Below are 19,949 nucleotides of genomic sequence, written 5' to 3' on the forward strand. Positions count from 1 at the left end.
CTTTTGCATTTGACGGCAATTCTTGTTATATCTTGGGTCTTGGAATTATCCGTAAGGATAGATGGAGAGCCCCATGCAGGTTGGCGCAACAGGTAGTGCCGCTTACGCACCGAACCCGGTCCAGATTCAGCAGGCAACTGCGCCGATCGCCGAAACAGGTGGTAACGATCTTCAGTCACCGCCGACCCAACGGGTCGATCAGGTGGCAGAAACCGAAACATCGCAACAATCGGCCCCGCCTAGCAGTACGGGCCGTGGACAGGTCATTGATATCTACGCCTGATCGGTCGAATACAGAATTTAAAAGGCCCGCGCCAGAATGGCAGCGGGCCTTTTTGTGTTTTGACAGATGGGTTGAAGCAGCGGTGGTCAGCGATATTTCAGTGCGTGACGCACGATTTTTTTCATCACCGTCGGCAGGGCAAATTCCGATAACCCGTCAATTGTTGTCCAGCTGCCATCAAGCTTCGCGGCATCGCTTTCAGATATGCTGGCGGCAAGAACCGTCACATCGAGATGGAAATGGGTGAAAGTGTGCCCGACAGTGCCATCCAGTGCCGTCCAGTTGGCCTTGATCGGGGCTTCGGACAGCATCACGTCGTCCGGGGCATCAATCGCACGCCAGTCACTACCGGGGACTTCGTAAAGTCCGCCCAGCAATCCTTTTTCCGGGCGTCGGCGGACCAGGATCTTCCCGTCATCGCGCCGTATCCAGAAGGCATATCCGACCCGGGTCGGTTTGGCAGGCTTTTTGCGTTTTCTCGGCAGTTCCGGGGCGATGCCCGATTTGCGGCCCTCGCAGGAGGCCTGCCACGGACAAATGCCGCATGCGGGATTACGCGGCGTACAGATGGTTGCCCCCAAATCCATGAGTGCCTGTGCGTAGTCGCCCGGCCGGTCGGCCGGGGTCAGGGTCGCCGACTTTTCCTTGATTTCAGGTTTGACGTCGGGCAACGGGGTTTCAAGGGCAAAAAGACGGGAAATGACTCGCTCGATATTGCCATCGACCGGGCTTGAATGGCGGTTAAAGGCGATGGCTGCAACTGCTGCGGCGGTATAGGGACCGATGCCGGGCAGCTTCAGAAGGTCTTCCTCGGTATCAGGGAACCGGCCGCCATACTCATCGGCAATAACCTTGGCACATTTATGCAGGTTACGCGCACGTGCGTAATATCCCAGCCCCTGCCAGGAATGCAGAACTTCGTCGAGATCGGCATTGGCAAGATCGGTTACGGTCGGCCAGCGTTGCAGGAATGCTGCGAAATAGGGACCGACCGTAATCACGGTGGTCTGTTGGAGCATGATTTCGCTCAGCCAGACGCGATAAGGGTCCTGTGCGTCGCCCGGTTCTGCGCGCCATGGAAGGGTGCGATGATGACGGTCGTACCAGTCCAGCATGGTCCGGCCGAGGTGATGGATTTCGTCGTTGGTGAAATGCACGGCGTTCCCGTGTTATGTTGCGGGGATGAAAACGGGTAATTACGTTTAGGTTCTTTTAGCAGACCCTACGAAAGAAGCGGGCGTGAGCAAGCAAAAAGATATGACCGATACGCCGACACATAGCACGCCCGATCAGCGTGCCGATATGGTCGCGGCAAAAAATGCGGTCAAAAAGAAACAGAAAATTACTCCGATGGGCAGCTCGGAACGCCGGATGGGCCTGCGTAATATCGCTGCCATGGTTGGCAATCTGACGCGCCCACTGGTGCGCAAACGAGGTTTCTTTCAGGCCGAAATTATTTTGCACTGGGCGGAAATTGTCGGTCGTGACCTTGAACAATTCACCATGCCGGTCAAATACAACCCGCCACGGGGTGAAAATGCCGGGGGTGGGACGCTTGTGATCCGGGTGACCGGGCCGGTGGCGATTGAATTGCAGCATCGCATGCCGCAGATCATCGACCGGGTGAATACCTATTTCGGGTATCGCGCGGTGGAACGCATCAAGATGATGCAGGGCGATATTTCCCGCCCCGAACGCAAGGTCAAACGACCGGAAAACGTGCCCGAAGGCCCAATCCGCGAAACCAGCGAAGTCGATATCGCCAAAATTGAAGACCCGCATCTGCGCGAAGTGCTGACCCGACTTGGACGTCGCATTTCGGGGGATGTCCATTCGCGCGGGCAACCGGGACAGAAGAAATAGCCGGTGAAATTGTATTTTAAATCACGTGTAAGTCATTTGCCAATCAGGGGCCCAAAGCCTTATTCCGGTGCGGGCCGGATCGAATCATTTTCCCATAATGTGTGATCACGGAGTTGCCGCATTTCCAAACGATGTTGGCGACTCGTTGGCTCATTAGCGCTTTTGGGGGGCGTGTTGACTCCCGCGCTGCAACAGGCTTGTAATCACAAAATATTGTTTTAACGGAGGTTTCCTTGCTGAAGGCAGTTAAGTTTTTTGCGGTCGCATTCGCGTTTGCGATTGGTGTTGTCGGGGCGCAGCAGGCCAAGGCTGTGGAATATAAGGAACATGTGCTTGGTAATCCGGATGCGCCGGTGACGATCATTGAATATGCGTCGCTGACCTGCCCGCATTGCGCCGCGTTCCACAATGAAACCCTGCCGGAAATCAAGAAATCGCTGATCGATACCGGTAAGGCGAAACTGATCTTCCGCGATTATCCGCTGGATGGTGTTGCTGTGCGCGCCGCTGCTGTTGCGCAATGTGCCGGGGATGATCGTTATTTCGGTGTTCTGGGGATGCTGTTCAAATCGCAGATGACCTGGGCACGTGCATCTGACCCGATCGAAGGGATCAAACAGGTGGTCCGTTTTGCCGGTATGGATAGCGATGCGGTTGATGCCTGCATGGCGGACGAGGCCCTGATTGACGGGATCGTTGCATCGCGCATGCGCGGTGAACAGGAATTCAAGGTCAATTCAACGCCGAGCTTCGTTATCGATGGCGAAACCTTTGCCGGTTCGCGCGATCTGAAGTTCTTCGAAGACAAGGTCGAAGAACTGACCAACTGATAAATGTGATCTTGCCAGATGCCGCAAATGCGGCATCTGGCAATCAGGGGAAGGGACGGACCGGGGGCATGATTGGTCCAGTTTAAATCGCTACGGCTGACGGGGTTCAAATCCTTCGTCGATTCAACCGAATTGCTGGTGGAAGACGGGCTGACAGGGGTTGTCGGTCCGAACGGCTGTGGCAAATCCAATCTTGTCGAAGCGCTGCGCTGGGTCATGGGGGAAACCTCGGCCAAGCAGATGCGCGGCTCGGACATGTCCGACGTTATTTTTGGCGGAACATCGTCCCGTCCTGCACGAAATGTTGCCGAGGTTACTGTCGTTCTGGACAATGCGGAACGTAAAGCCCCGGCAATGTTCAACGATCACGAGACACTTGAAGTTGTTCGACGCATCGAACGCAGTGGTGGCTCGAATTACAAGGTTAACGGCAAGGATGTCCGCGCGCGCGACGTCCAACTGCTGTTTGCCGATGCGGCAACCGGGGCGCGGTCAAACGCCATGGTGTCGCAGGGCAAGATCGGGGCCCTGATCGGGGCGAAGCCAAGCCAGCGCAGGCTTGTTCTGGAAGAAGCCGCCGGGATCACCGGCCTTCATTCGCGCCGCCACGAGGCCGAGCTTCGGCTTAAAAATGCCGAACAGAATATGGAACGTCTTGAAGACGTTCTGGTGACGCTTGATAGCCAGATCGCGTCTCTGCAAAAGCAGGCCCGACAGGCCGAACGGTATCGCAAACTTTCCGAAAGTATTCGCCAGACCGAAGCATTGCTGTTCCACATCCGCTGGACAGATGCCGACAAACGGCAGGCAGATGCCCGTGAATTGCTGGTACTTGGTGAAAGTGCCGTGCGTGACCTGACCGGTCAGGTGACCGAGGCCACCACCATTCAGGCCCATATCGCGGCAAGCCTTCCCGAACTTCGCAAAAAGGAAAGCGATGCGGCAGCGGCCCTGCAGCGCATGCTGATCGAGCGCGAAGGGCTGGACAAGGACAAGGCCCAGATCGAAACCCAGATGTCGCAGCTTCGCGCGCGCATTCAGCAGATTGATGCCGATCTTGCACGTGAAGCCGAACTGGCAAGTGACGCCGAAGGTGCCCTGAACAAGCTTAAAAATGAACGCGAAGAACTGCGCGAGGCGCAGGGCGGCGAGGATGATGAGCTTGACGAGGCAAAGGAACGCGCCGTCGAGCAGGCCGCAAGGGTCGAGACGTTGGAAGGGCAGGTTGACGAGCTGACCAGCCGGGCCGCGGCCGAGGAAGCCCGACTTAAAAGCGTTCAGCAGCGGCTAAGCGAACTTTCCGCCCGCCGGTCGCGTCTGACAGAACGCTATGACGAGGCGGTTGCCCGCCTTGATGATATCCGGGTTGAAGCCGATTTTACCGATGCCCTTGAAGAAGCCGGTCTGGCGCTTGAGGAATGCGAGGAACTTTGCGAGCAGCGCAAGCTTGCCATCGAAGAAGCCGAGATGCGCCTTGCCGAATTGCGGGATCGTGAAGACAGCCTGAAAACAGCCGAAACCGCATCGCGCGATGCGCTTCGTGATGTTGAAAGCCGCAAGGCACGGCTTGTGGCCGAAATCGAAGCACTTGAAAGTCTGGTCAAGGGAAGTGCCGATCAGCAATTCCCGGCGGTGATCGAAAAGCTTTCGGTGACCAGCGGTCTTGAAATGGCGATGGCTGCGGCACTTGGCGAAGACCTTGATGCACCCGATACCGAAGATGCGCCGATGCACTGGTCGGCGGTCGATCCCGGCGCGGATGACCCGGCCCTGCCCGAAGGGGTTCAGGCGCTGGCAAAATTTGTTGAAGGTCCGGCATTGCTTAACCGCCGTCTTTGGCAGATCGGGGTTGTCGATGACGAGGCAACCGGGAACTGGCTGGCCAAAACGCTGAAAACCGGGCAACGGCTGGTGTCGCGCGAAGGTGCGCTTTGGCGGTGGGACGGTTATCGCATCAAGGTTGGTGCGGAGCTTCCGGCTGCGGCACGGTTGAGACAACGTAATCGACTTGAAGAATTACGCCTTGAGCTTGAGGAAGTCGACGAAGCGGTCGAACTTGCGGTCGAAAAGGCCGATACGGCACGTGAAAATGTCGAACGTCTTGAAGAAGATATCGAAGCCGCGCGCAATGGCGAACAGGAAGCCCACCGCGCCCTTCGCGAGGCGGAGGGATCTTTGGCCCGCGCGCGTGAGGAAATTGCCAATATCAAACGTGACGCCAGCGCCATTGAAGGTCGTCTGCAACATGCTGAAGAAGCCGAAAAGCGCGCCAAGCAGGATCTGGACGAACTGATCGCCGAGCAGGAAGAGCTTGCCGCAACGCCCGAGGAATCGAGCGAAGGCCTGATGGAAATCAAGGCAGAGTTGATTGAAAAACGTGCCGAGCTTTCGGATGCGCGTGCCGATCAGATGGAAGCGCGAAGCCAGCTTGAACGGATGCAGCGTGACGCATCAGGCCGTCGCAAGCGCCTTGAATTTGTCGAAAGCGAAATCGCATCCTGGAATGATCGCGCATCGGGGGCGGGTGAACGTGTGGCCCAGCTTCGCGAGCGTCAGGAAGAAGCGCGGATGGAGATCGAGGAGCTTGAGCTTAAGCCCGACGAGATCGAGGAACGCCGTGCGATCCTTTCGGACCGGATCGAAATAGCCGACCAGGCGCGCAAGGATGCGGCTGATGAATTGGCACGTGCCGAAAATGCGCAGCGCGAAGCAGATCACAACCTGAAAGAAGCGGAACAGAAACTTGCCGAGGCCCGCGAAGGCCGGGTTAGGTGTGAAGCACTTCTGGAACAGGCAGAACAGCACCGCCGAGATTTGATTGAACGCATTCGCGAACGGGTTAATGCCACCCCCGATCAGCTTGTTGAACTGGCCGAAATCGACCAGACCAAGGAATTGCCTTCCGAAGACGATATCGAAGCCCGTTTGCAACGTCAGTCGCGCGAACGCGAAAACCTTGGTGCGGTCAACCTGCGCGCCGAGGTCGAACTGGCCGAGATGGAAGAACAGAAAGACACGCTGGTTTCCGAACGCGATGACCTGATTGCAGCGATTGATAAATTGCGCAACGGCATCAACCAGCTGAACCGGGAAGCGCGAAACCGTCTGAAGGCCGCATTTGACGAAGTCGACAAGCATTTCCAACAGCTGTTTGTTAGGCTGTTTGGCGGTGGTGGCGCGCATCTGATGCTGACCGACGCGGATGACCCGCTTGAAGCCGGTCTTGAGATCATGGCATCTCCGCCGGGCAAGAAATTGCAGCACCTTTCATTGCTCTCGGGGGGCGAGCAGGCATTGACCGCTGTTGCGCTTCTTTTTGCGGTGTTCCTGACCAACCCGGCCCCGATCTGCGTGCTTGACGAAGTTGATGCACCGCTTGACGACGCCAACGTGGACCGGTTCTGCAAGCTGCTTGAAGCGATTGGTCGCCACGCCAATACGCGCTTCCTTGTGATTACCCACCATCGCATGACCATGGCCCGCATGAACCGCCTATTTGGTGTGACCATGGCGGAACGAGGCGTTTCCTCGCTGGTGTCGGTGGATCTGCGTCAGGCAGAGGTTTATTCCCAGAAAGAGCAAAAAGAGCTCGATTTCACCAACTGATCATTTTTCCCGTATTGGGGTTTCGTTAGGATCTGTCTTTAGGTTAAGAGGGAGCCTTGACGAGACACTCCAACCGGGAAAAGTGTGCAGAATGTCCAAAGAAGTCCGCGCGTTATACGAACAGTTTCCTTATCCGATGCGCGACCCGCAGGAGGAAAAGGACCGGTTGCTGATGCCGCCGATGGATACTCTTTCCCGGGTCAATCATTATGGTTTTGGTGGCCGCAAAAAGATTGATGCCGGTTTTCACGCACTTGTTGCCGGCGGGGGAACCGGAGACAGTCTTGTCTGGCTGGCGGAACAACTGCGCGATTGCGGCGGGCAGGTCACCTATCTTGAACCATCAAGCGCCAGCACGAGGGTGGCGCGTGCGCGCGTCGAGGCACGCGGTTTAACCAATGTCACCTATGTAAATGCGACGATTGGCGAGTTCGCCGCGACTGCACCGAAAAAGTTCGATTACATCAATTGTGCAGGTGTGCTGCATCACCTTCAAGTTCCGGAAGAGGGCCTTCGTGATCTGGTTGCGGTCCTTGCCGATGACGGGTGCATCGGTGCGATGCTGTATGGGGAACATGGCCGCTTTGCCGTGACCGAGTGGCGCAAGATGGTTGCGCCGCTTCTGCCGGGCAAGACACTTGACGAACAGCTCGCCATGACGCGGAGCCTGCTTTCGACCCTACCCGAAGGCAACATGCTGCTAAAAATGGGTGGTGGTCCGGGCTTTATCAAAGGATTGCTTGAAAACGATCCCGAGATTGTCGATCTGCTGCTGCATCCGGTTGAATGTGCCTATGACGTGCATGGTGTTTATGACTTTGCGGCGTCAGCCGGGCTTGAAGTTGCAGCCTTTACCGGCTTTTTCGGCTTTGGCGGCACCGGCAAGGCGCATTACAGCATTGATAACCAAATTACCGATCCGAAAATCCTGCGCGATCTGATGTCTTTGCCGCTTCGTGATCAGCAGGCGTTTTGTGAACTTTACAGTGGTGCGATGCCGCTGCATGCCTTCTATCTTGTGCATTCGGATGTGAAACGTGAGGCGGCCCCAGCCGTAATGCCGGATCGCGATTTATGCCCGTGGTTCTTTGTTGCACCGTCCGACAACTTCTTTGACGATCTGGTGCACAATGCGGGCAGGCCGATTGTCCTTGCAGATGGTACTGGCAATGCGGTTGACCTCACAGGTGGACCAGATCTGGCACGGCTTTTGGCGTTGTTTGATGGCAAGACGTCCTTTGAGGATATATCGGCCCGGTTGCGCGACGAAATCCTGCATAAACAGCCAATCGACATGAACCAGATAGCAGACAATACATTGGCAGCGGTCTGGGGGCTATTTCATAAGTTTGACTGGATGCTGGCATCGTCATCCGAAAGCGGCTGGCAGCAGCAGGACGGACAGCGCCGCCTATCGGTCGATTTGCCGAAGTAATCGCGGATCGGTGTTTCTGTTGGTAACGATGCGAGCGGATTTGCGATGAATCGGCCAGGTAGGTGGTGCCCCTTTGTGACCGGTGTCGGGACACCATTGCGATATTGGGCCCAAACCGCGCGGCAAAAGGTTGAAATCGATAAAAAGCGATTGAATTCACACTCGTTACACAGAAGGCCAGTTCTGCGGTTCAAAGGGGCAGGAACCAAGGGAAACCGCCGGTTGCGCGACGGGCTTTGGGTAAATCTCCGGTAAATGCGGGTGCGACTATCGCCTAACGTCAAATGTGAATGATAGCACATTTCGACAATAAAATTTTTATAAAACAAATGGTTAAATGCAATTGCATCCCCCCGACAAGGCAGGGTTTTACGGCTTGACAGCCTATGGGGCGCTAAGTATGTTGCCCGCGCATTTCCTTGCGACGTTTGCAAGGCTGCCACAGCGGGGTTCACGACAATGAGCGATGATAAAGATCGCGCTTCATTAGCAGAGCTTGAAAGCAAGTTGGCGGCTGTGGCAAGCAAGCGTGAAGAAACGCATAGCCCGAACCGGGCGACCGGCAAGCCATCCCAAGGGATGGCATTAGGAATGAGAATTTCGGCGGAAATGATAGCTGCGGTTCTTGTTGGACTATTGATTGGCTGGGCGCTGGATCGGGTGCTTGATACGACGCCCTGGTTGCTTGTTCTGTTTGTATTTCTCGGAGCAGGTGCCGGTGGTCTTAACGCTTATCGGGTGGCCAAGGGATTTGACAGTGCTGTCGGACTTGGACGCGCGATGGGGGAGCGCAAGCAGGGGGACAAGGATTAGCCTTGGCCCTCAAAAGATTGAGCGAGGATTACGGTGGCTGGACCGCTAGAGCAGTTTGAAATCAAGCCCTTGGCCGAGCTTTCGGTTGCTGGCGTTGATGTTTCCTTCACCAACTCCGCACTTTGGATGGTGATCGCAGCCGTTCTCGTAACGGGCTTCATGACGCTCAGCATGCGTCGCGGGGCATTGGTACCTGGCCGTTGGCAGGGTGCCGCCGAGGTGATGTATGAATTCGTCGCCAATATGTTGAAAGATAACGTGGGAACTGCGGGTCGCAAGTACTTCCCGTTCGTTTTCACCCTGTTTATGTTTGTTCTGTTCGGGAACCTGCTTGGCATGATCCCGCACAGCTTTACGTTTACGAGCCATATCGCTGTTACCTTTGCGATGGCTCTGGTGATCTTTATCGGTGTGACCATTATTGGCTTCGTTCGCCACGGTACGCATTATTTCCGGATGTTCTTCCCGGAAGGTGCGCCGATCGCAACGGCCTTCATTCTGATCCCGATTGAAGTCATCTCCTATTTCTCTCGTCCGTTCAGCTTGGCGATCCGACTGTTTGCGAACATGACCGTCGGACACATCATGCTGAAAGTGATTGGCGGGTTCGTCGGCCTGATCGGCATCTTCGGCGTCCTTCCGTTCGCTCTTCTGACGGGGATTACGGTTCTGGAGTTCGGCATTGCTGCGCTTCAGGCTTATGTCTACACCATTCTCACCTGCATCTATCTCCATGATGCAATCCACATGCACTAATGCTAGTGGACCGGTGTGATCTCTTCTGATTGCCTTTAAGAAATTCGAAAGGGTGAAGTTATGGAACTCGATGCTGCTAAGATGATCGGTGCTGGCCTGGCTGCTATTGGCATGATTGGTGCCGGTATCGGGGTTGGTAACATCTGGTCGAGCCTGATTGCGACTGTTGGCCGTAACCCGGCTGCAAAAGGCGACGTTGAACTGTATGGCTGGATCGGCTTTGCCGTTACCGAAGCTATTGCACTGTTCGCACTCGTCGTTGCGCTGATCGTTCTGTTCGGCTAATCGGCGCCTTTTGCGCGAATACTCGGCCCGGCGAGGATACCCCTCGCCGGTGTCGTTGAATTCGGGAGTAGGCTATGCCGCAGTTTGATATTGCGACGTTCTCGGAACAGATTTTCTGGCTGTTCGTTATTTTTGGCATCCTGTATTTCCTGATGTCGAAGATCGCGCTGCCGAAGGTTGGCGAAGTTCTGGAACGCCGTCACAAAACCATTGAAGACAACCTTGGCAAGGCCCGGGCGTTGAAAGACGAAACCGATGCCGCCATCGCGAAATACGAGGCTGCCTTGGCAGAAGCTCGTGATGCCGCACAGGCAGATATTCGCGAAGCAACGGAAAAAGCAGCTGCAGAGCATGCTGCGAAAACCGAAGCGCTGGTCAAGAAACTGTCGAAAAAGACCGCTGATGCCGAGAAGGCCATTGCCGGTGCGAAAGACGACGCGATGAAAGGTGTGGCAGAAGCCGCATCCGAAATCGCCCGTGAAGCAACCGACAAGCTTATCGGTGTCAAGGTTCAGGCCAAAACTGCCGACAAGGCTGTTTCGGCGATCGTAGGAGAGTAAGAAGATGGCAACCCCGCACGAGGTTACGTTCCTTACCGATCCCTATACCTGGACCACGCTTTCCTTCTTGCTGGTTGCCGGTTTCGGCGGCTTCAAGGCTGTTAAGGGTATTTCCGGCGCACTCGACAAGCGTGCGCAGAAAATTTCCGAGGAGCTTGATGAAGCACAGCGCCTGCGTGAAGAAGCTCAGGAGCTTCTGGCCAAATATCAGGCCAAACAGCGCGAAGCATTGAAGGAAGCGGATGAAATCCGTGCTCATGCCAAGGCGGAAGCCGACCGCATGCTGGAGAACGCCCAGGCTGAACTGAAAGCGTCGCTCAAGCGTCGTGAACAGCAGGCCATGGACCGTATTGCCAATCTCGAAACCCAGGCCATTGCCGAAGTTCGTGCCCGTGTGGCCGAAATCGCGGCACAGGCAACGTTTGCACTGGTTTCCGAAAAGGTTACCGCTGCAAAGGCAGACGAGCTTGTCGATAATGCGATCGCGGAAATCAAAGGTCGCCTGAACTAAGAATTTCCGGTTTTCCGGAACGCAAAACCCCCGCAGAATTTCTGCGGGGTTTTTTGTTTTGAGATCTGTTCGCCATGCAGTGCTCAAGCCCGGTGGGGATACCTAAATGGCGAACTGTTTATCCCGGCCATGTGGCTGATCAAGAACAAGAACTGGTCCCTTGGGCACGATACCCGTTGGGTTGATCATCAGGTGGCTTTCGTAATAGTGCCCCTTGATGTGATCAAAGAATACGGTCTGTTGGATGCCGGGGACCTGATAAAGCTCGCGTGTATAGGCCCAAAGATTCGGGTAATCCTTCAGCATTTTCAGATTGCATTTGAAATGCCCGTGATAGACCGGATCGAAACGGATCAGGGTGGTGAATAGCCGCCAGTCAGCCTCGGTCAATCGATCACCGGCCAGATAGCGATTGGATGTCAGACGGTCTTCGAGCCAGTTCAGCGTGCCAAAAAGCGTCGTTACCGCATCTGCATAGGCATCCTGTGCCGTAGCAAAGCCGGATTTGTAGACACCGTTATTTACATCATTATAGACGCGGTCATTGATCGCATCGATTTCGGTGCGCAAATCTTCGGGATAATAATTACCTGGTTTGGCACCCAGATCATCAAAGGCGGTGTTGAGCATCCGGATGATGTCAGCAGACTCATTGCTGACAATCCGGTTGGTTTTCTTGTCCCACAGTACCGGCACCGTAACGCGCCCGGTGTAGTCGGGTTTTGCTGCTGTATAAATCTGATGCATGAAACGGTGATTACCAAGATGATCGGGCAATCCTTCATCGGGGGAAAATTCCCAACCGTTTTCAAGCATGCGCCAATGTACAACCGACACCGAAATCAAATCTTCCAGTCCTTTGAGGGCGCGAAAGATCAGTGTGCGATGCGCCCACGGGCAGGCATACGAAACATATAGATGATAGCGACCGGCTTCGGCTGGAAATTCTGCGCCACTGTCTTTCGACAGCCAGTTTCGGAATGCGGAATCCTGACGCTTGAACTTACCGCCGGTCGATTTCGTGTCGTACCATTGGTCTTTCCATTCACCATCGACCAAAAGGCCCATAATCGTATCCTCCGGCTTTTTGTTGGTCCCGTGATATGCCGATTACGTGCGGCCGGGATGGTTGTTCCCATCATCGTCATTTCCCCGTTGAACGCAATCAGGGGATATGACATTAATTTGTTTCCAAATGGGCAACAATTGCGCGGCAGTGATATAGCAGTGACGCAGCAGGGCGGGGAGCAGGGTGATGCTGATCGGCAATCTGGACGGAATGACGGTTTTTGCCCGTGTTGTGGAGGAGCAAAGCTTCTCCGGTGCCGCGCGCAAGCTTGCCATGTCCAAATCTGCAGTCAGCAAGCATGTCACCAAGCTTGAAGACAGTCTTGGCATCCGACTGCTTAATCGCACGACACGCCGGTTGAGTCTGACCGACGCAGGGGCAACTTTTTATCAGCATTGCGCGCGCGTGGTTGAGGAAATCGAAACAGCCGAACATGCCCTGACCGATTTGCGCGGTACGCCGCGCGGCACACTTCGGATTTCGGCACCTCTGACATTCGGGCAGCGTTACATGCCCGATCTGGTGTCGGAATTTATGGGTCTGCATCCGGGATTGCATGTCGACATTCATCTGGCCGATCATATGGTTGATCTTGTTGCCGAAGGGTTCGATATGGCAATCCGCATCACGCGGTTGAAAGATTCCAGCCTAATTGCCCGCAAGCTTGCCGATTTTAACGGTTACGTTGTGGCGTCGCCGGGCTATATCGCCGAACATGGGGAACCCCTACACCCGACCGAATTGGCGAACCACAGGACGCTTGCCTATACCAATCTGGCGAACCCGAATGTATGGGAGTTTGAAGGTCCGGAAGGCCAGATCAATGTCCGCGTCAATCCGGTCATGTCGTGCAACAATGGCGATTTCACTTCGTTCGCGGCCATCCGGGGGCTTGGTATTGCACGCGAACCGGAATTTATCGTTGCCGAGGCACTTCAAAAAGGATCACTGGTCTCAATCCTGAATGAATATAATTCACTGGCCAGCGGCGGGATTTACGCAGTGTATCCGGAACGGCGTCATCTGCCGACCAAGGTACGTATCTTTATCGATTTTCTGGTTGAAAAGTTTCGTGGCGGATTGTGCAATTTCCACAAAACAATGTTTCCGTCCGATTAGGACTACTTGCTTTCGATCCGCCAGCCAATCAGGCACATAAGCCCGAGTAAAACAGCAACGACCGGCAACGGCAAAAGATTGGTAATGCCACCGATCACGGTACGATAGCTTTCTGTTTCCATCAGACCAGCCCAGTTGGTACCGTTCCAGATACGGTCATCCTCTACCCGGTGGAAATCGGGAAGTCCTTTTTCGATACGGTCGATATATCCGCCATTGGCTAGAACCAGATCCCGTAAAAGATCGGGCGTAGAATTGGTGTTGCGGCGTTCACTGGTCAAAACATCCCGGTCAACATGCAGGGCTGATTGGGTGCTACCTTCGCGATCAAGTGTTTGAACGCGAATCAGGCCCCGTTCCGCAATCGGTAAAGTAGCCTTCCAAGTCTGGTCTGACTGCCGTTCAAAGGTGGTGCGGACAATCTCGCCGGTTTCCGGATTGGCGCCGGTTGCGGTTGTTGGTTCCGCCCCGATCTTTCGCCAGGTCAGGGTCAGGCTTTTGCCATCGGCACTGCGTTCCGTGGTGATGGTGTTTTCATCAAGCGCCGGTTCCTTCATTAGCCAGTGCGACAATCGGCGCAGCATTTCAGCAATCGGTCCACCACCATCATGGCCGCGCTGCCAAAGCCACATCTGATCCGAGCTCAGCATGGCCGCCCGACCTTCTTCGATCCGGCGCAAGGACAGCAATGGCAATTGATCCGCGCCAGTCAGAAGGGTCATGACATTGTTGTCGGCTTCGCGGGTTTCAATCTGACGGTACCAGTGCCCCCATTTGGGCGGTGTATTGACCGATCCTGCGATCGGGGCCGTAACCGGGTGAATGCGCCCGGCGGTGTTTACCTGCGGGACAAAGGGTTGTTCAATGAGGCGGCCGGTGACCCGAACCGGCATTAAATCACCCAGGACCGTATTTGAAAGTCCTTCAGGGCCCAAATATTCCGGCCCGGCGACGACAAGTGCGGCACCGCCCCATTTTACATAATCCACGACCTTTTCAAGATAATGCGGCGGAAGGACGCCACGCATCTGATAGCGATCAAAAATGATCAGGTCGAACTGGCGAAGGCGAACCTCAAACAGATCCCGGATCGGAAACGGGATGAGGGCCAATTCGTTGATCGGTGTATCGTCGCCTTTTTCCGGCGGGCGCAGGATGGTGAAATGCACCAGATCAACACCCGGGTCGGCACGCAGAAGGTTACGCCAGGCCCGTTCGCCAGGGTGTGGTTCCCCCGAAAGCAGCAGAACGCGCAGCCGGTCGCGCACACCGGTCGTTTCAAGGATCAGCCGGTTGTTTGTCTGATCGGTTTCGTTCGGGCTTTCTTCCATTCGCAATTCTGCGATGACAGGTCCGGCGTGCGGAACGGGAATAGTTACGCGATGCGGTTCATTTGCGGGTAGTGTGAGATTACGTTCGCTTCCGTCTTCATGTAGCATTCGAACCGATACGGGGCTTCCGGTGGCAAGGCTGTGATCAATGGCTTCGACCATAAAATCCGCATTCTTGCCAACGATGCCGTAATCGGCTGTCTGGCGGATTTGCAAACGCCGGTCGCGTTCGTCTTCGCGTCCGGTGATGAGGGCATGAAGCGGTGCGCCCAAATCCAGATTCGCCGGAATGTCGTGAATCTGGCCGTCGGTGATCATCACGACACCGCCCAGTCTTTCGCGCGGGATACCGCCAAGAAGCCGGTCAAGGGCGGAAAACATACGGGTGTCCGTTTCGCCCGGAACGTCCTCAATACGTAGCTCGATACTGGGATCGTCGGCAAAACGGTTACGTATCTGCGAAATAGCGGCATCGGTTTGGTCCATACGACTGCCGATATTCTGGCTGCTGGAGCGGTCAACCAGCACCAGGACAATGTCGCTCAGTTTTTCGCGGTTCTGATCGGTAAATTGCGGGGCAATCAGGGCAAGCAACATGATCGCCATTACGATTGCCCGCCAGATCGTGCCACGCAGACGAAACACGGCAAACAGCAGGATTGCAGCGACGCAGATTACCGCAAGGATCTGAAGTAGTCCGATATCAAGTAACGGTGCGATCTGGAAGTCCTGCCAGTTTCGGTTCATCGGCCAAGCCTTTCAAGGATCGCAGGCAAATGAACCTGATCCCCCTTGTAGCTGCCGGTCAGCGCGTACATCACCAGATTGACACCGAAGCGCCATGCCATTTCGCGCTGCCGCGGGGAAATATCATCCGTGCGGTTCTCAGCTGTGCGGCCTTCTTCCAGCATCCAGGCGGATGCCCAGTCATTACCGCCAAACAAAACAGATGCAACACCATCCAGCCGTTGATCCGGACGGGCATCAAGCCAAAGCGGTGCCGCGAAACGCCCATAGGCATGATCAAGCAGATAGAAGCTGCGAAAAAGGATGTGATCGCCGGGTGCCTTGTCCAGTATCGGAATTTCAAGCCCGGCAAGCAGGCGGCGCAGTCGGGCTGGTTCAACTTCCTGATCACGACTGTCGATCAGTATCATTCCTCCGCTGTCGAGATACCGGTTGATACGCGTCTGGGCAAATTCCGAAAACGGCTGTTGCCCGTCAACCAGCGGCCAGTAGATCAGCGGATAAAAACTAAGATCATCTGCTTCAGGGTTAATCGCATCTGCCGGTGCCAGATCGGCGGCACTGCGCCGGCGCAGAATTTCGGTCAGGCCCGCAAGTCCCGATTGGCTGAGGCGGTCGATCGGGGCAACGTCGGTCTTAAGATAGGCCAGACGCGGTTGTAATGCGGCGGCCTGCGTTTCGACAGCTTGGGCGCTGTTACTGGTGCCAACAGTCATTGCTGTTGCCGCAGTGCCAATAAATGCAATCATAAGCACAGAGGTAAGAGCATCACTGCGCCGGGAGCGTCTTAAACTGACATGGTGAACCAGTATCAATGCAACCCCGTCAAAGATCAGAAGCAGCATCGCTATCATCAGGCACATCGCAGCGAGATCAATCTGGTCCTGATTGGTGATCTGCCGCATTGTTACGTCAGAAGGCCAGCGAATCTGATGATCCAGATTTTCAAGGGATGAACCAAGGTTAAAGGCAACAGCCTGGCCATTTTCCCCATATATGCCAGGTGGGTGCCGTGGGCCGGGAACCGGTAGTGGCATCCGCAATGGGAGGATCGTCGCATCGGGCTGATGGGCACGCCCGAAGCCGTCAAGGATGGACTGAGGGGGGAGGCTTGTTTGCAGTTCCGCGTCCGAACGATCACTTGGGCTGGCAAGAGGCAAAAGGCGCTGCCAGATTTCGACGAACAAACCCGACATCGGCAGATTGGACCAGTCCGCCCACGGGGTTACATGGAACAGAACAATTCGCCCGGCATTCCTCGTTGCGCTGGTAACAAGCGGGGTACCATCGGTCAGACGCGCCCAGGTCTTGGCAACAATATCCGGATCAGGTTCGGCAAGAAGTTGTCGGTTTACAGTAATTTCCTCGGGAATGGTGATCCCGGAAAACGGGCTGGTTTCAGGAAATGCCAGAAGACGTTTCGGTTTCTCCCATGACATCGATCCACCGAAATCACGATTACCCAAGCGAAGGGTTACAGGCAGGAATTCCGGTTCGACTTCGGTTGTGCTGTCACCAGCAAACCTCACCAACATGCCACCATCCCTGAGCCAACGTTCAAGGGCGTTATACTGGCTCCCGAGGCCCGAAATCGGACCGGCCACAACCAGAATATCCATCCCGCCTTCAAGCAGTTTTCCAAGCGGTGCATAGGTCACATCTGCATAGGGTGAAATTGCGCGATCAAGGAAGAAATATCGATCTGACAGGAGGACCGGACTGTCGCCGGAGCTTACAATCACACCAACCTTGCGCTGCTGCCAGCGGGCACCGGTCTGAAAGACGGTGGCCGCGGATTCAATGCCTTCAATCCCGATCGACTGGATCGAATTGGTGATATCACTGGGCAGGGGGATTTCGGCTTCGGTACGATTTGTGGCCGGGGCAATTTTTACCTTGTGCCGCAATAGAACCCGGCCACGTTCATTTCGGGCCAGAAGGACAATTTCGTGCGGAGCATCAATATTCTGATGGGTCAGCGTGATGCCAAGTCCGGTCCGGTTACGGATCAGCGACTGCACAGCAATCCGGTTATCCCGATCAGGTTCAAGTACGGTAATCGGGGCGATTGTTGCCAGATCATTGGCAAGATCGGCTTTGCCGGATTGTTCCATATTGTCGGTCAGCCACAAAATGCTGCCTATGGAATTGGCCATATACTGATGATCGGCAATCTGATTGGACAAAACCGCATAATCCGGTGCCCAAGGCCGAGGATGCAGACGATCAATGAAGCGTTCGGCCTCATGCGGGGATACCGGGCCGATGATGTCGGGGAGGCGGGTTGTGGTTGCCCCCGAAGCTTCCGGCGCGGTTTGCGCGATATAGATGCTGCGCAGGTCAAGTCGCGCCTGATTTATAATCTGACGCAGACCTGTCCGATATTCCGTCCAGTTTGCTGCGGATGACCAGCTATTGTCGGCAATGACAAGAAGGGCCCCTTCGTTTTGCGAAAACTCTGTCCGGTTCAGAACCGGTCGGGAGGCCGCCAAAATCAGCATGGTGAGGATCAGGCAACGCAATATCGTCTGCCAGATAGGTGCGCGTTGCATGTCGCGCCGGTTGGCACGCAGCCCCCGCAATAGCCGGGCCGCCGGAAACACGATTTGTTTCGGGGCCCTGGGCGCTGAGCGGATAATAAGCCAGACAATCGGCAAAACCAGCAAACCGGCAAGCATTGCAGGATATAAAAACGTTATCGCCGCAAGGTTCATCGCGGCCTCGTCGTGCTATTGCGGTTCATCGCCGGACGCCCGCGCCCGTTCGATCCACTTTGGCTCTGGCGTTCGCTCAGATGCTGATAAAGTGCGAGCAGCGTAGGGCTTGCACTTTCCGATGTCACATGCCGATCGCAAAGCCAGTCATTTTCGCGTGCAGCATCTCGAATGTCGGCACGCCATGTTTTGGCACGTTGCCGGAAACCTTCCCGAAGGTCTTCGAACCTTTCGCTGCGGTAAATCATCTGATCGTCGGTATCCATGAAATTGACCCGTCCGGTAAAGGGGGGCTCGATCTCAGCGGGATCAAGGACATGTACCAGCGCGCCGTCATTCTGATACTGGCCAAGGGTTTTGATCGCGCGAACCGGTGACTGGTTACTGTCCACGAACTCCAGAAAGTCACCAAGTACCAGAACCGAATGTTTGCGACCGGCATGCATCGCACCGGCATGAGCGGCGATGTTGCCCGGACTTGCCAGCATGGCATGAGCCAGTTTTTCAAGATGTTCGGCAGATGTGATGCGGGTTCGTTCGGCATCGAACGTTCCGACCGTTTCCCCGTTGCGCAGCAGCAAATCAGCGAGTGCGATGGAAATGATCAGGGTACGTTCGGCCTTGAACGGGATGTCCCGTGCCGATGACCAGTACATGGACGGGGATAGAACCGGCCAGATCCAGTAATTGTGGCTTGCCTGCCACTCGGTCTGGCGGATGAAGGTATGATCACTGCGCGCGGAACGGCGCCAGTCGATCTGGTTGGTGGGGTCACCGGTGATATAGGGGCGGAATTGCCAGAAATCGCTGCCGGGACCAACCTTGCGGTTGCCATGAAGGCCACTTCGCAGGCTGATCGCCATGCGTCGGCTTTCATCGATCAGTTGCGGCAATCGGGCCGCCAGTGCCCGCGCGGCTGCAACATGATCGTGGACCGCGGCCAATGCCAATTCCTATTTCTCCTGCAGATAATCCAGCGTGTTGGTAATCAGGCCCCGTGCGGTAAAGCCCTCGGCCCGGGCCCCGTAAGTCAATCCGAAGCGATGGCGCAGAACCGGAACAGCAAGGGCTTCTATATCCTCGATTGAGGGTGCGAAACGCCCAAACAGCATTGCTCGCGCACGACAGGCAAGTGACAGCGCCTGTGCCGCGCGTGTGCCGGGACCCCAGGCAACATTATCGCGTATATCGGCCATATGCGTGCTTTCGGGGCGACATTCGCGGCAAAGGGCGATGATGGTATCAAGCACCCGGTCAGGCATCGGCAGGCGACGGACAAAATCCTGCGCCTCGGCGAGATCGTCCGCCTGAAGAACCTGCCTTGGGCGCACCGGATAGCGTCCGGTGGTTTCGGTCACGATGCGGCGTTCTTCATCCTGATCGGGATAACCTAGCCGGACTTCCAGAAGAAAGCGGTCAAGCTGTGCTTCGGGCAGGGGATAGGTGCCTTCCTGTTCCAGCGGGTTCTGGGTGGCCAGAACGTGGAACGGTTCAGGAAGTTTGTGGCTGTAACCGGCGACGGATACCTCGCGTTCCTGCATGGCCTGCAACAGGGCGGACTGGGTGCGTGGGCTGGCGCGGTTGATCTCGTCGGCCAGTAGCAACTGGCAGAATACCGGCCCCTTGATGAACCGGAATGCGCGTTTGCCATCCGCGCCTTCTTCCAGGACTTCGGAGCCAAGGATATCTGCTGGCATCAGGTCGGGGGTAAACTGAACGCGTTTATCGAGAAGGCCAAGGACCTTGCCCAATGTGTGTGCAAGTAATGACTTTCCAAGGCCGGGTGCACCGACCATCAGGACGTGACCACCAGATAAAATGCCGATAAGTGTTTGCTCTACGGCCTCATTCTGCCCAAATATAACAGATGAAACCATCTTGCGGGCTTCGTCCAAACGGCAAACACAGGCGTCAAGTCGCGCTGCGTCGCGTTCAAGGCTGCTGTCTTGTGAGAGTCCCATTTCTTCGGGAAAACGTGGCGCGTTTGTCATGACAGGAAACTTTGCTTCCTCTGTTGTGCCGGTAAT

The 19,949-nt window shown here is 55.6% G+C and carries 17 protein-coding genes; 11 read left to right on the forward strand and 6 right to left on the reverse strand.

Going from position 1 to position 19,949, the window contains the following annotated elements; translation table 11 throughout:
* The first annotated feature begins 73 nt into the window (after positions 1 to 73).
* On the forward strand, positions 74 to 283 hold the full coding sequence (locus J7395_RS07925) for a hypothetical protein (protein ID WP_114111251.1): 210 nt from the start codon (positions 74 to 76) through the stop codon (positions 281 to 283).
* 86 nt (positions 284 to 369) lie between these two features.
* On the opposite strand, the gene mutY is transcribed toward J7395_RS07925, so the two are convergent.
* A complete protein-coding gene (gene mutY, locus J7395_RS07930; protein WP_209221133.1) occupies positions 370 to 1,440 on the reverse strand; it encodes an A/G-specific adenine glycosylase in 1,071 nt (356 codons plus the stop codon).
* A gap of 82 nt (positions 1,441 to 1,522) precedes the next feature.
* On the opposite strand from mutY, the gene J7395_RS07935 reads away from it, so the two are divergent.
* From J7395_RS07935 to J7395_RS07975, 9 genes are all read left to right on the forward strand, one after another.
* Complete coding sequence (locus J7395_RS07935; RefSeq protein ID WP_114111253.1) at positions 1,523 to 2,146, forward strand: DciA family protein; 624 nt, start codon at positions 1,523 to 1,525, stop codon at positions 2,144 to 2,146.
* A 233-nt stretch (positions 2,147 to 2,379) separates the two neighbouring features.
* Positions 2,380 to 2,976, forward strand: coding sequence for a thioredoxin domain-containing protein (locus J7395_RS07940; protein ID WP_209221134.1), 597 nt, complete (start codon positions 2,380 to 2,382; stop codon positions 2,974 to 2,976).
* 72 nt (positions 2,977 to 3,048) lie between these two features.
* On the forward strand, positions 3,049 to 6,582 hold the full coding sequence (gene smc, locus J7395_RS07945; protein ID WP_209221135.1) for a chromosome segregation protein SMC: 3,534 nt from the start codon (positions 3,049 to 3,051) through the stop codon (positions 6,580 to 6,582).
* A gap of 91 nt (positions 6,583 to 6,673) precedes the next feature.
* Positions 6,674 to 8,017 carry a class I SAM-dependent methyltransferase gene (locus J7395_RS07950; RefSeq protein WP_209221136.1) on the forward strand — a complete coding sequence of 448 codons (1,344 nt, stop codon included), beginning with the start codon at positions 6,674 to 6,676 and terminating at the stop codon, positions 8,015 to 8,017.
* A gap of 459 nt (positions 8,018 to 8,476) precedes the next feature.
* Complete coding sequence (locus J7395_RS20865) at positions 8,477 to 8,830, forward strand: AtpZ/AtpI family protein (protein ID WP_244204898.1); 354 nt, start codon at positions 8,477 to 8,479, stop codon at positions 8,828 to 8,830.
* Positions 8,831 to 8,863: 33 nt separating this feature from the next.
* Positions 8,864 to 9,586, forward strand: coding sequence for a F0F1 ATP synthase subunit A (locus J7395_RS07960; protein ID WP_062951574.1), 723 nt, complete (start codon positions 8,864 to 8,866; stop codon positions 9,584 to 9,586).
* Between the two features lie 60 nt (positions 9,587 to 9,646).
* On the forward strand, positions 9,647 to 9,871 hold the full coding sequence (locus J7395_RS07965) for an ATP synthase subunit C family protein (RefSeq protein WP_007089066.1): 225 nt from the start codon (positions 9,647 to 9,649) through the stop codon (positions 9,869 to 9,871).
* Positions 9,872 to 9,945: 74 nt separating this feature from the next.
* A complete protein-coding gene (locus J7395_RS07970) occupies positions 9,946 to 10,431 on the forward strand; it encodes a hypothetical protein (protein ID WP_062951573.1) in 486 nt (161 codons plus the stop codon).
* A 4-nt stretch (positions 10,432 to 10,435) separates the two neighbouring features.
* Positions 10,436 to 10,942, forward strand: coding sequence for a F0F1 ATP synthase subunit B (locus tag J7395_RS07975; protein WP_209221137.1), 507 nt, complete (start codon positions 10,436 to 10,438; stop codon positions 10,940 to 10,942).
* A 102-nt stretch (positions 10,943 to 11,044) separates the two neighbouring features.
* On the opposite strand, the gene J7395_RS07980 is transcribed toward J7395_RS07975, so the two are convergent.
* Entirely contained in the window at positions 11,045 to 12,010 is a 966-nt protein-coding gene (locus J7395_RS07980; RefSeq protein WP_209221138.1) for a glutathione S-transferase family protein, read from the reverse strand.
* A gap of 187 nt (positions 12,011 to 12,197) precedes the next feature.
* On the opposite strand from J7395_RS07980, the gene J7395_RS07985 reads away from it, so the two are divergent.
* The gene (locus J7395_RS07985) at positions 12,198 to 13,130 is read left to right on the forward strand and encodes a LysR family transcriptional regulator (protein ID WP_209221139.1); all 933 of its coding nucleotides are present in this window, start codon (positions 12,198 to 12,200) and stop codon (positions 13,128 to 13,130) included.
* A 2-nt stretch (positions 13,131 to 13,132) separates the two neighbouring features.
* Here the strand turns inward: J7395_RS07985 and J7395_RS07990 are convergent, their stop codons facing one another.
* From J7395_RS07990 to J7395_RS08005, 4 genes are read right to left on the reverse strand one after another with little or no spacing between them, the layout of a single operon-like run.
* Complete coding sequence (locus J7395_RS07990; RefSeq protein ID WP_209221140.1) at positions 13,133 to 15,208, reverse strand: hypothetical protein; 2,076 nt, start codon at positions 15,206 to 15,208, stop codon at positions 13,133 to 13,135.
* A complete protein-coding gene (locus J7395_RS07995) occupies positions 15,205 to 17,922 on the reverse strand; it encodes a DUF4159 domain-containing protein (RefSeq protein ID WP_209221141.1) in 2,718 nt (905 codons plus the stop codon). Before J7395_RS07995 ends, J7395_RS07990 begins: the two co-directional genes overlap by 4 nt.
* The gene (locus J7395_RS08000; RefSeq protein WP_209221142.1) at positions 17,919 to 18,872 is read right to left on the reverse strand and encodes a DUF58 domain-containing protein; all 954 of its coding nucleotides are present in this window, start codon (positions 18,870 to 18,872) and stop codon (positions 17,919 to 17,921) included. The genes J7395_RS07995 and J7395_RS08000 overlap by 4 nt, the downstream gene beginning before the upstream one ends.
* Before the next feature lie 3 nt (positions 18,873 to 18,875).
* Positions 18,876 to 19,913 (reverse strand): MoxR family ATPase, encoded by a 1,038-nt coding sequence (locus J7395_RS08005; RefSeq protein ID WP_209221143.1) that lies wholly within the window; start codon positions 19,911 to 19,913, stop codon positions 18,876 to 18,878.
* Positions 19,914 to 19,949 lie beyond the last annotated feature (36 nt).

Source organism: Thalassospira sp. A3_1 (genome assembly GCF_017744215.1).
GTDB lineage: Bacteria > Pseudomonadota > Alphaproteobacteria > Rhodospirillales > Thalassospiraceae > Thalassospira > Thalassospira lucentensis_A.

What these genes read in the sequence shown, in the direction of transcription:
- J7395_RS07970 (WP_062951573.1), top strand. Translation starts at nt 9,946, where the DNA reads ATGCCGCAGTTTGATATTGCGACGTTCTCGGAACAGATTTTCTGGCTG.
- J7395_RS07985 (WP_209221139.1), top strand. Translation starts at nt 12,198, where the DNA reads ATGCTGATCGGCAATCTGGACGGAATGACGGTTTTTGCCCGTGTTGTG.
- J7395_RS07975 (WP_209221137.1), top strand. Translation starts at nt 10,436, where the DNA reads ATGGCAACCCCGCACGAGGTTACGTTCCTTACCGATCCCTATACCTGG.
- J7395_RS07950 (WP_209221136.1), top strand. Translation starts at nt 6,674, where the DNA reads ATGTCCAAAGAAGTCCGCGCGTTATACGAACAGTTTCCTTATCCGATG.
- J7395_RS07990 (WP_209221140.1), bottom strand. Translation starts at nt 15,208, where the DNA reads ATGAACCGAAACTGGCAGGACTTCCAGATCGCACCGTTACTTGATATC.
- J7395_RS07980 (WP_209221138.1), bottom strand. Translation starts at nt 12,010, where the DNA reads ATGGGCCTTTTGGTCGATGGTGAATGGAAAGACCAATGGTACGACACG.
- J7395_RS08005 (WP_209221143.1), bottom strand. Translation starts at nt 19,913, where the DNA reads ATGACAAACGCGCCACGTTTTCCCGAAGAAATGGGACTCTCACAAGAC.
- J7395_RS07995 (WP_209221141.1), bottom strand. Translation starts at nt 17,922, where the DNA reads ATGAACCTTGCGGCGATAACGTTTTTATATCCTGCAATGCTTGCCGGT.
- J7395_RS20865 (WP_244204898.1), top strand. Translation starts at nt 8,477, where the DNA reads ATGAGCGATGATAAAGATCGCGCTTCATTAGCAGAGCTTGAAAGCAAG.
- J7395_RS07965 (WP_007089066.1), top strand. Translation starts at nt 9,647, where the DNA reads ATGGAACTCGATGCTGCTAAGATGATCGGTGCTGGCCTGGCTGCTATT.
- J7395_RS07925 (WP_114111251.1), top strand. Translation starts at nt 74, where the DNA reads ATGCAGGTTGGCGCAACAGGTAGTGCCGCTTACGCACCGAACCCGGTC.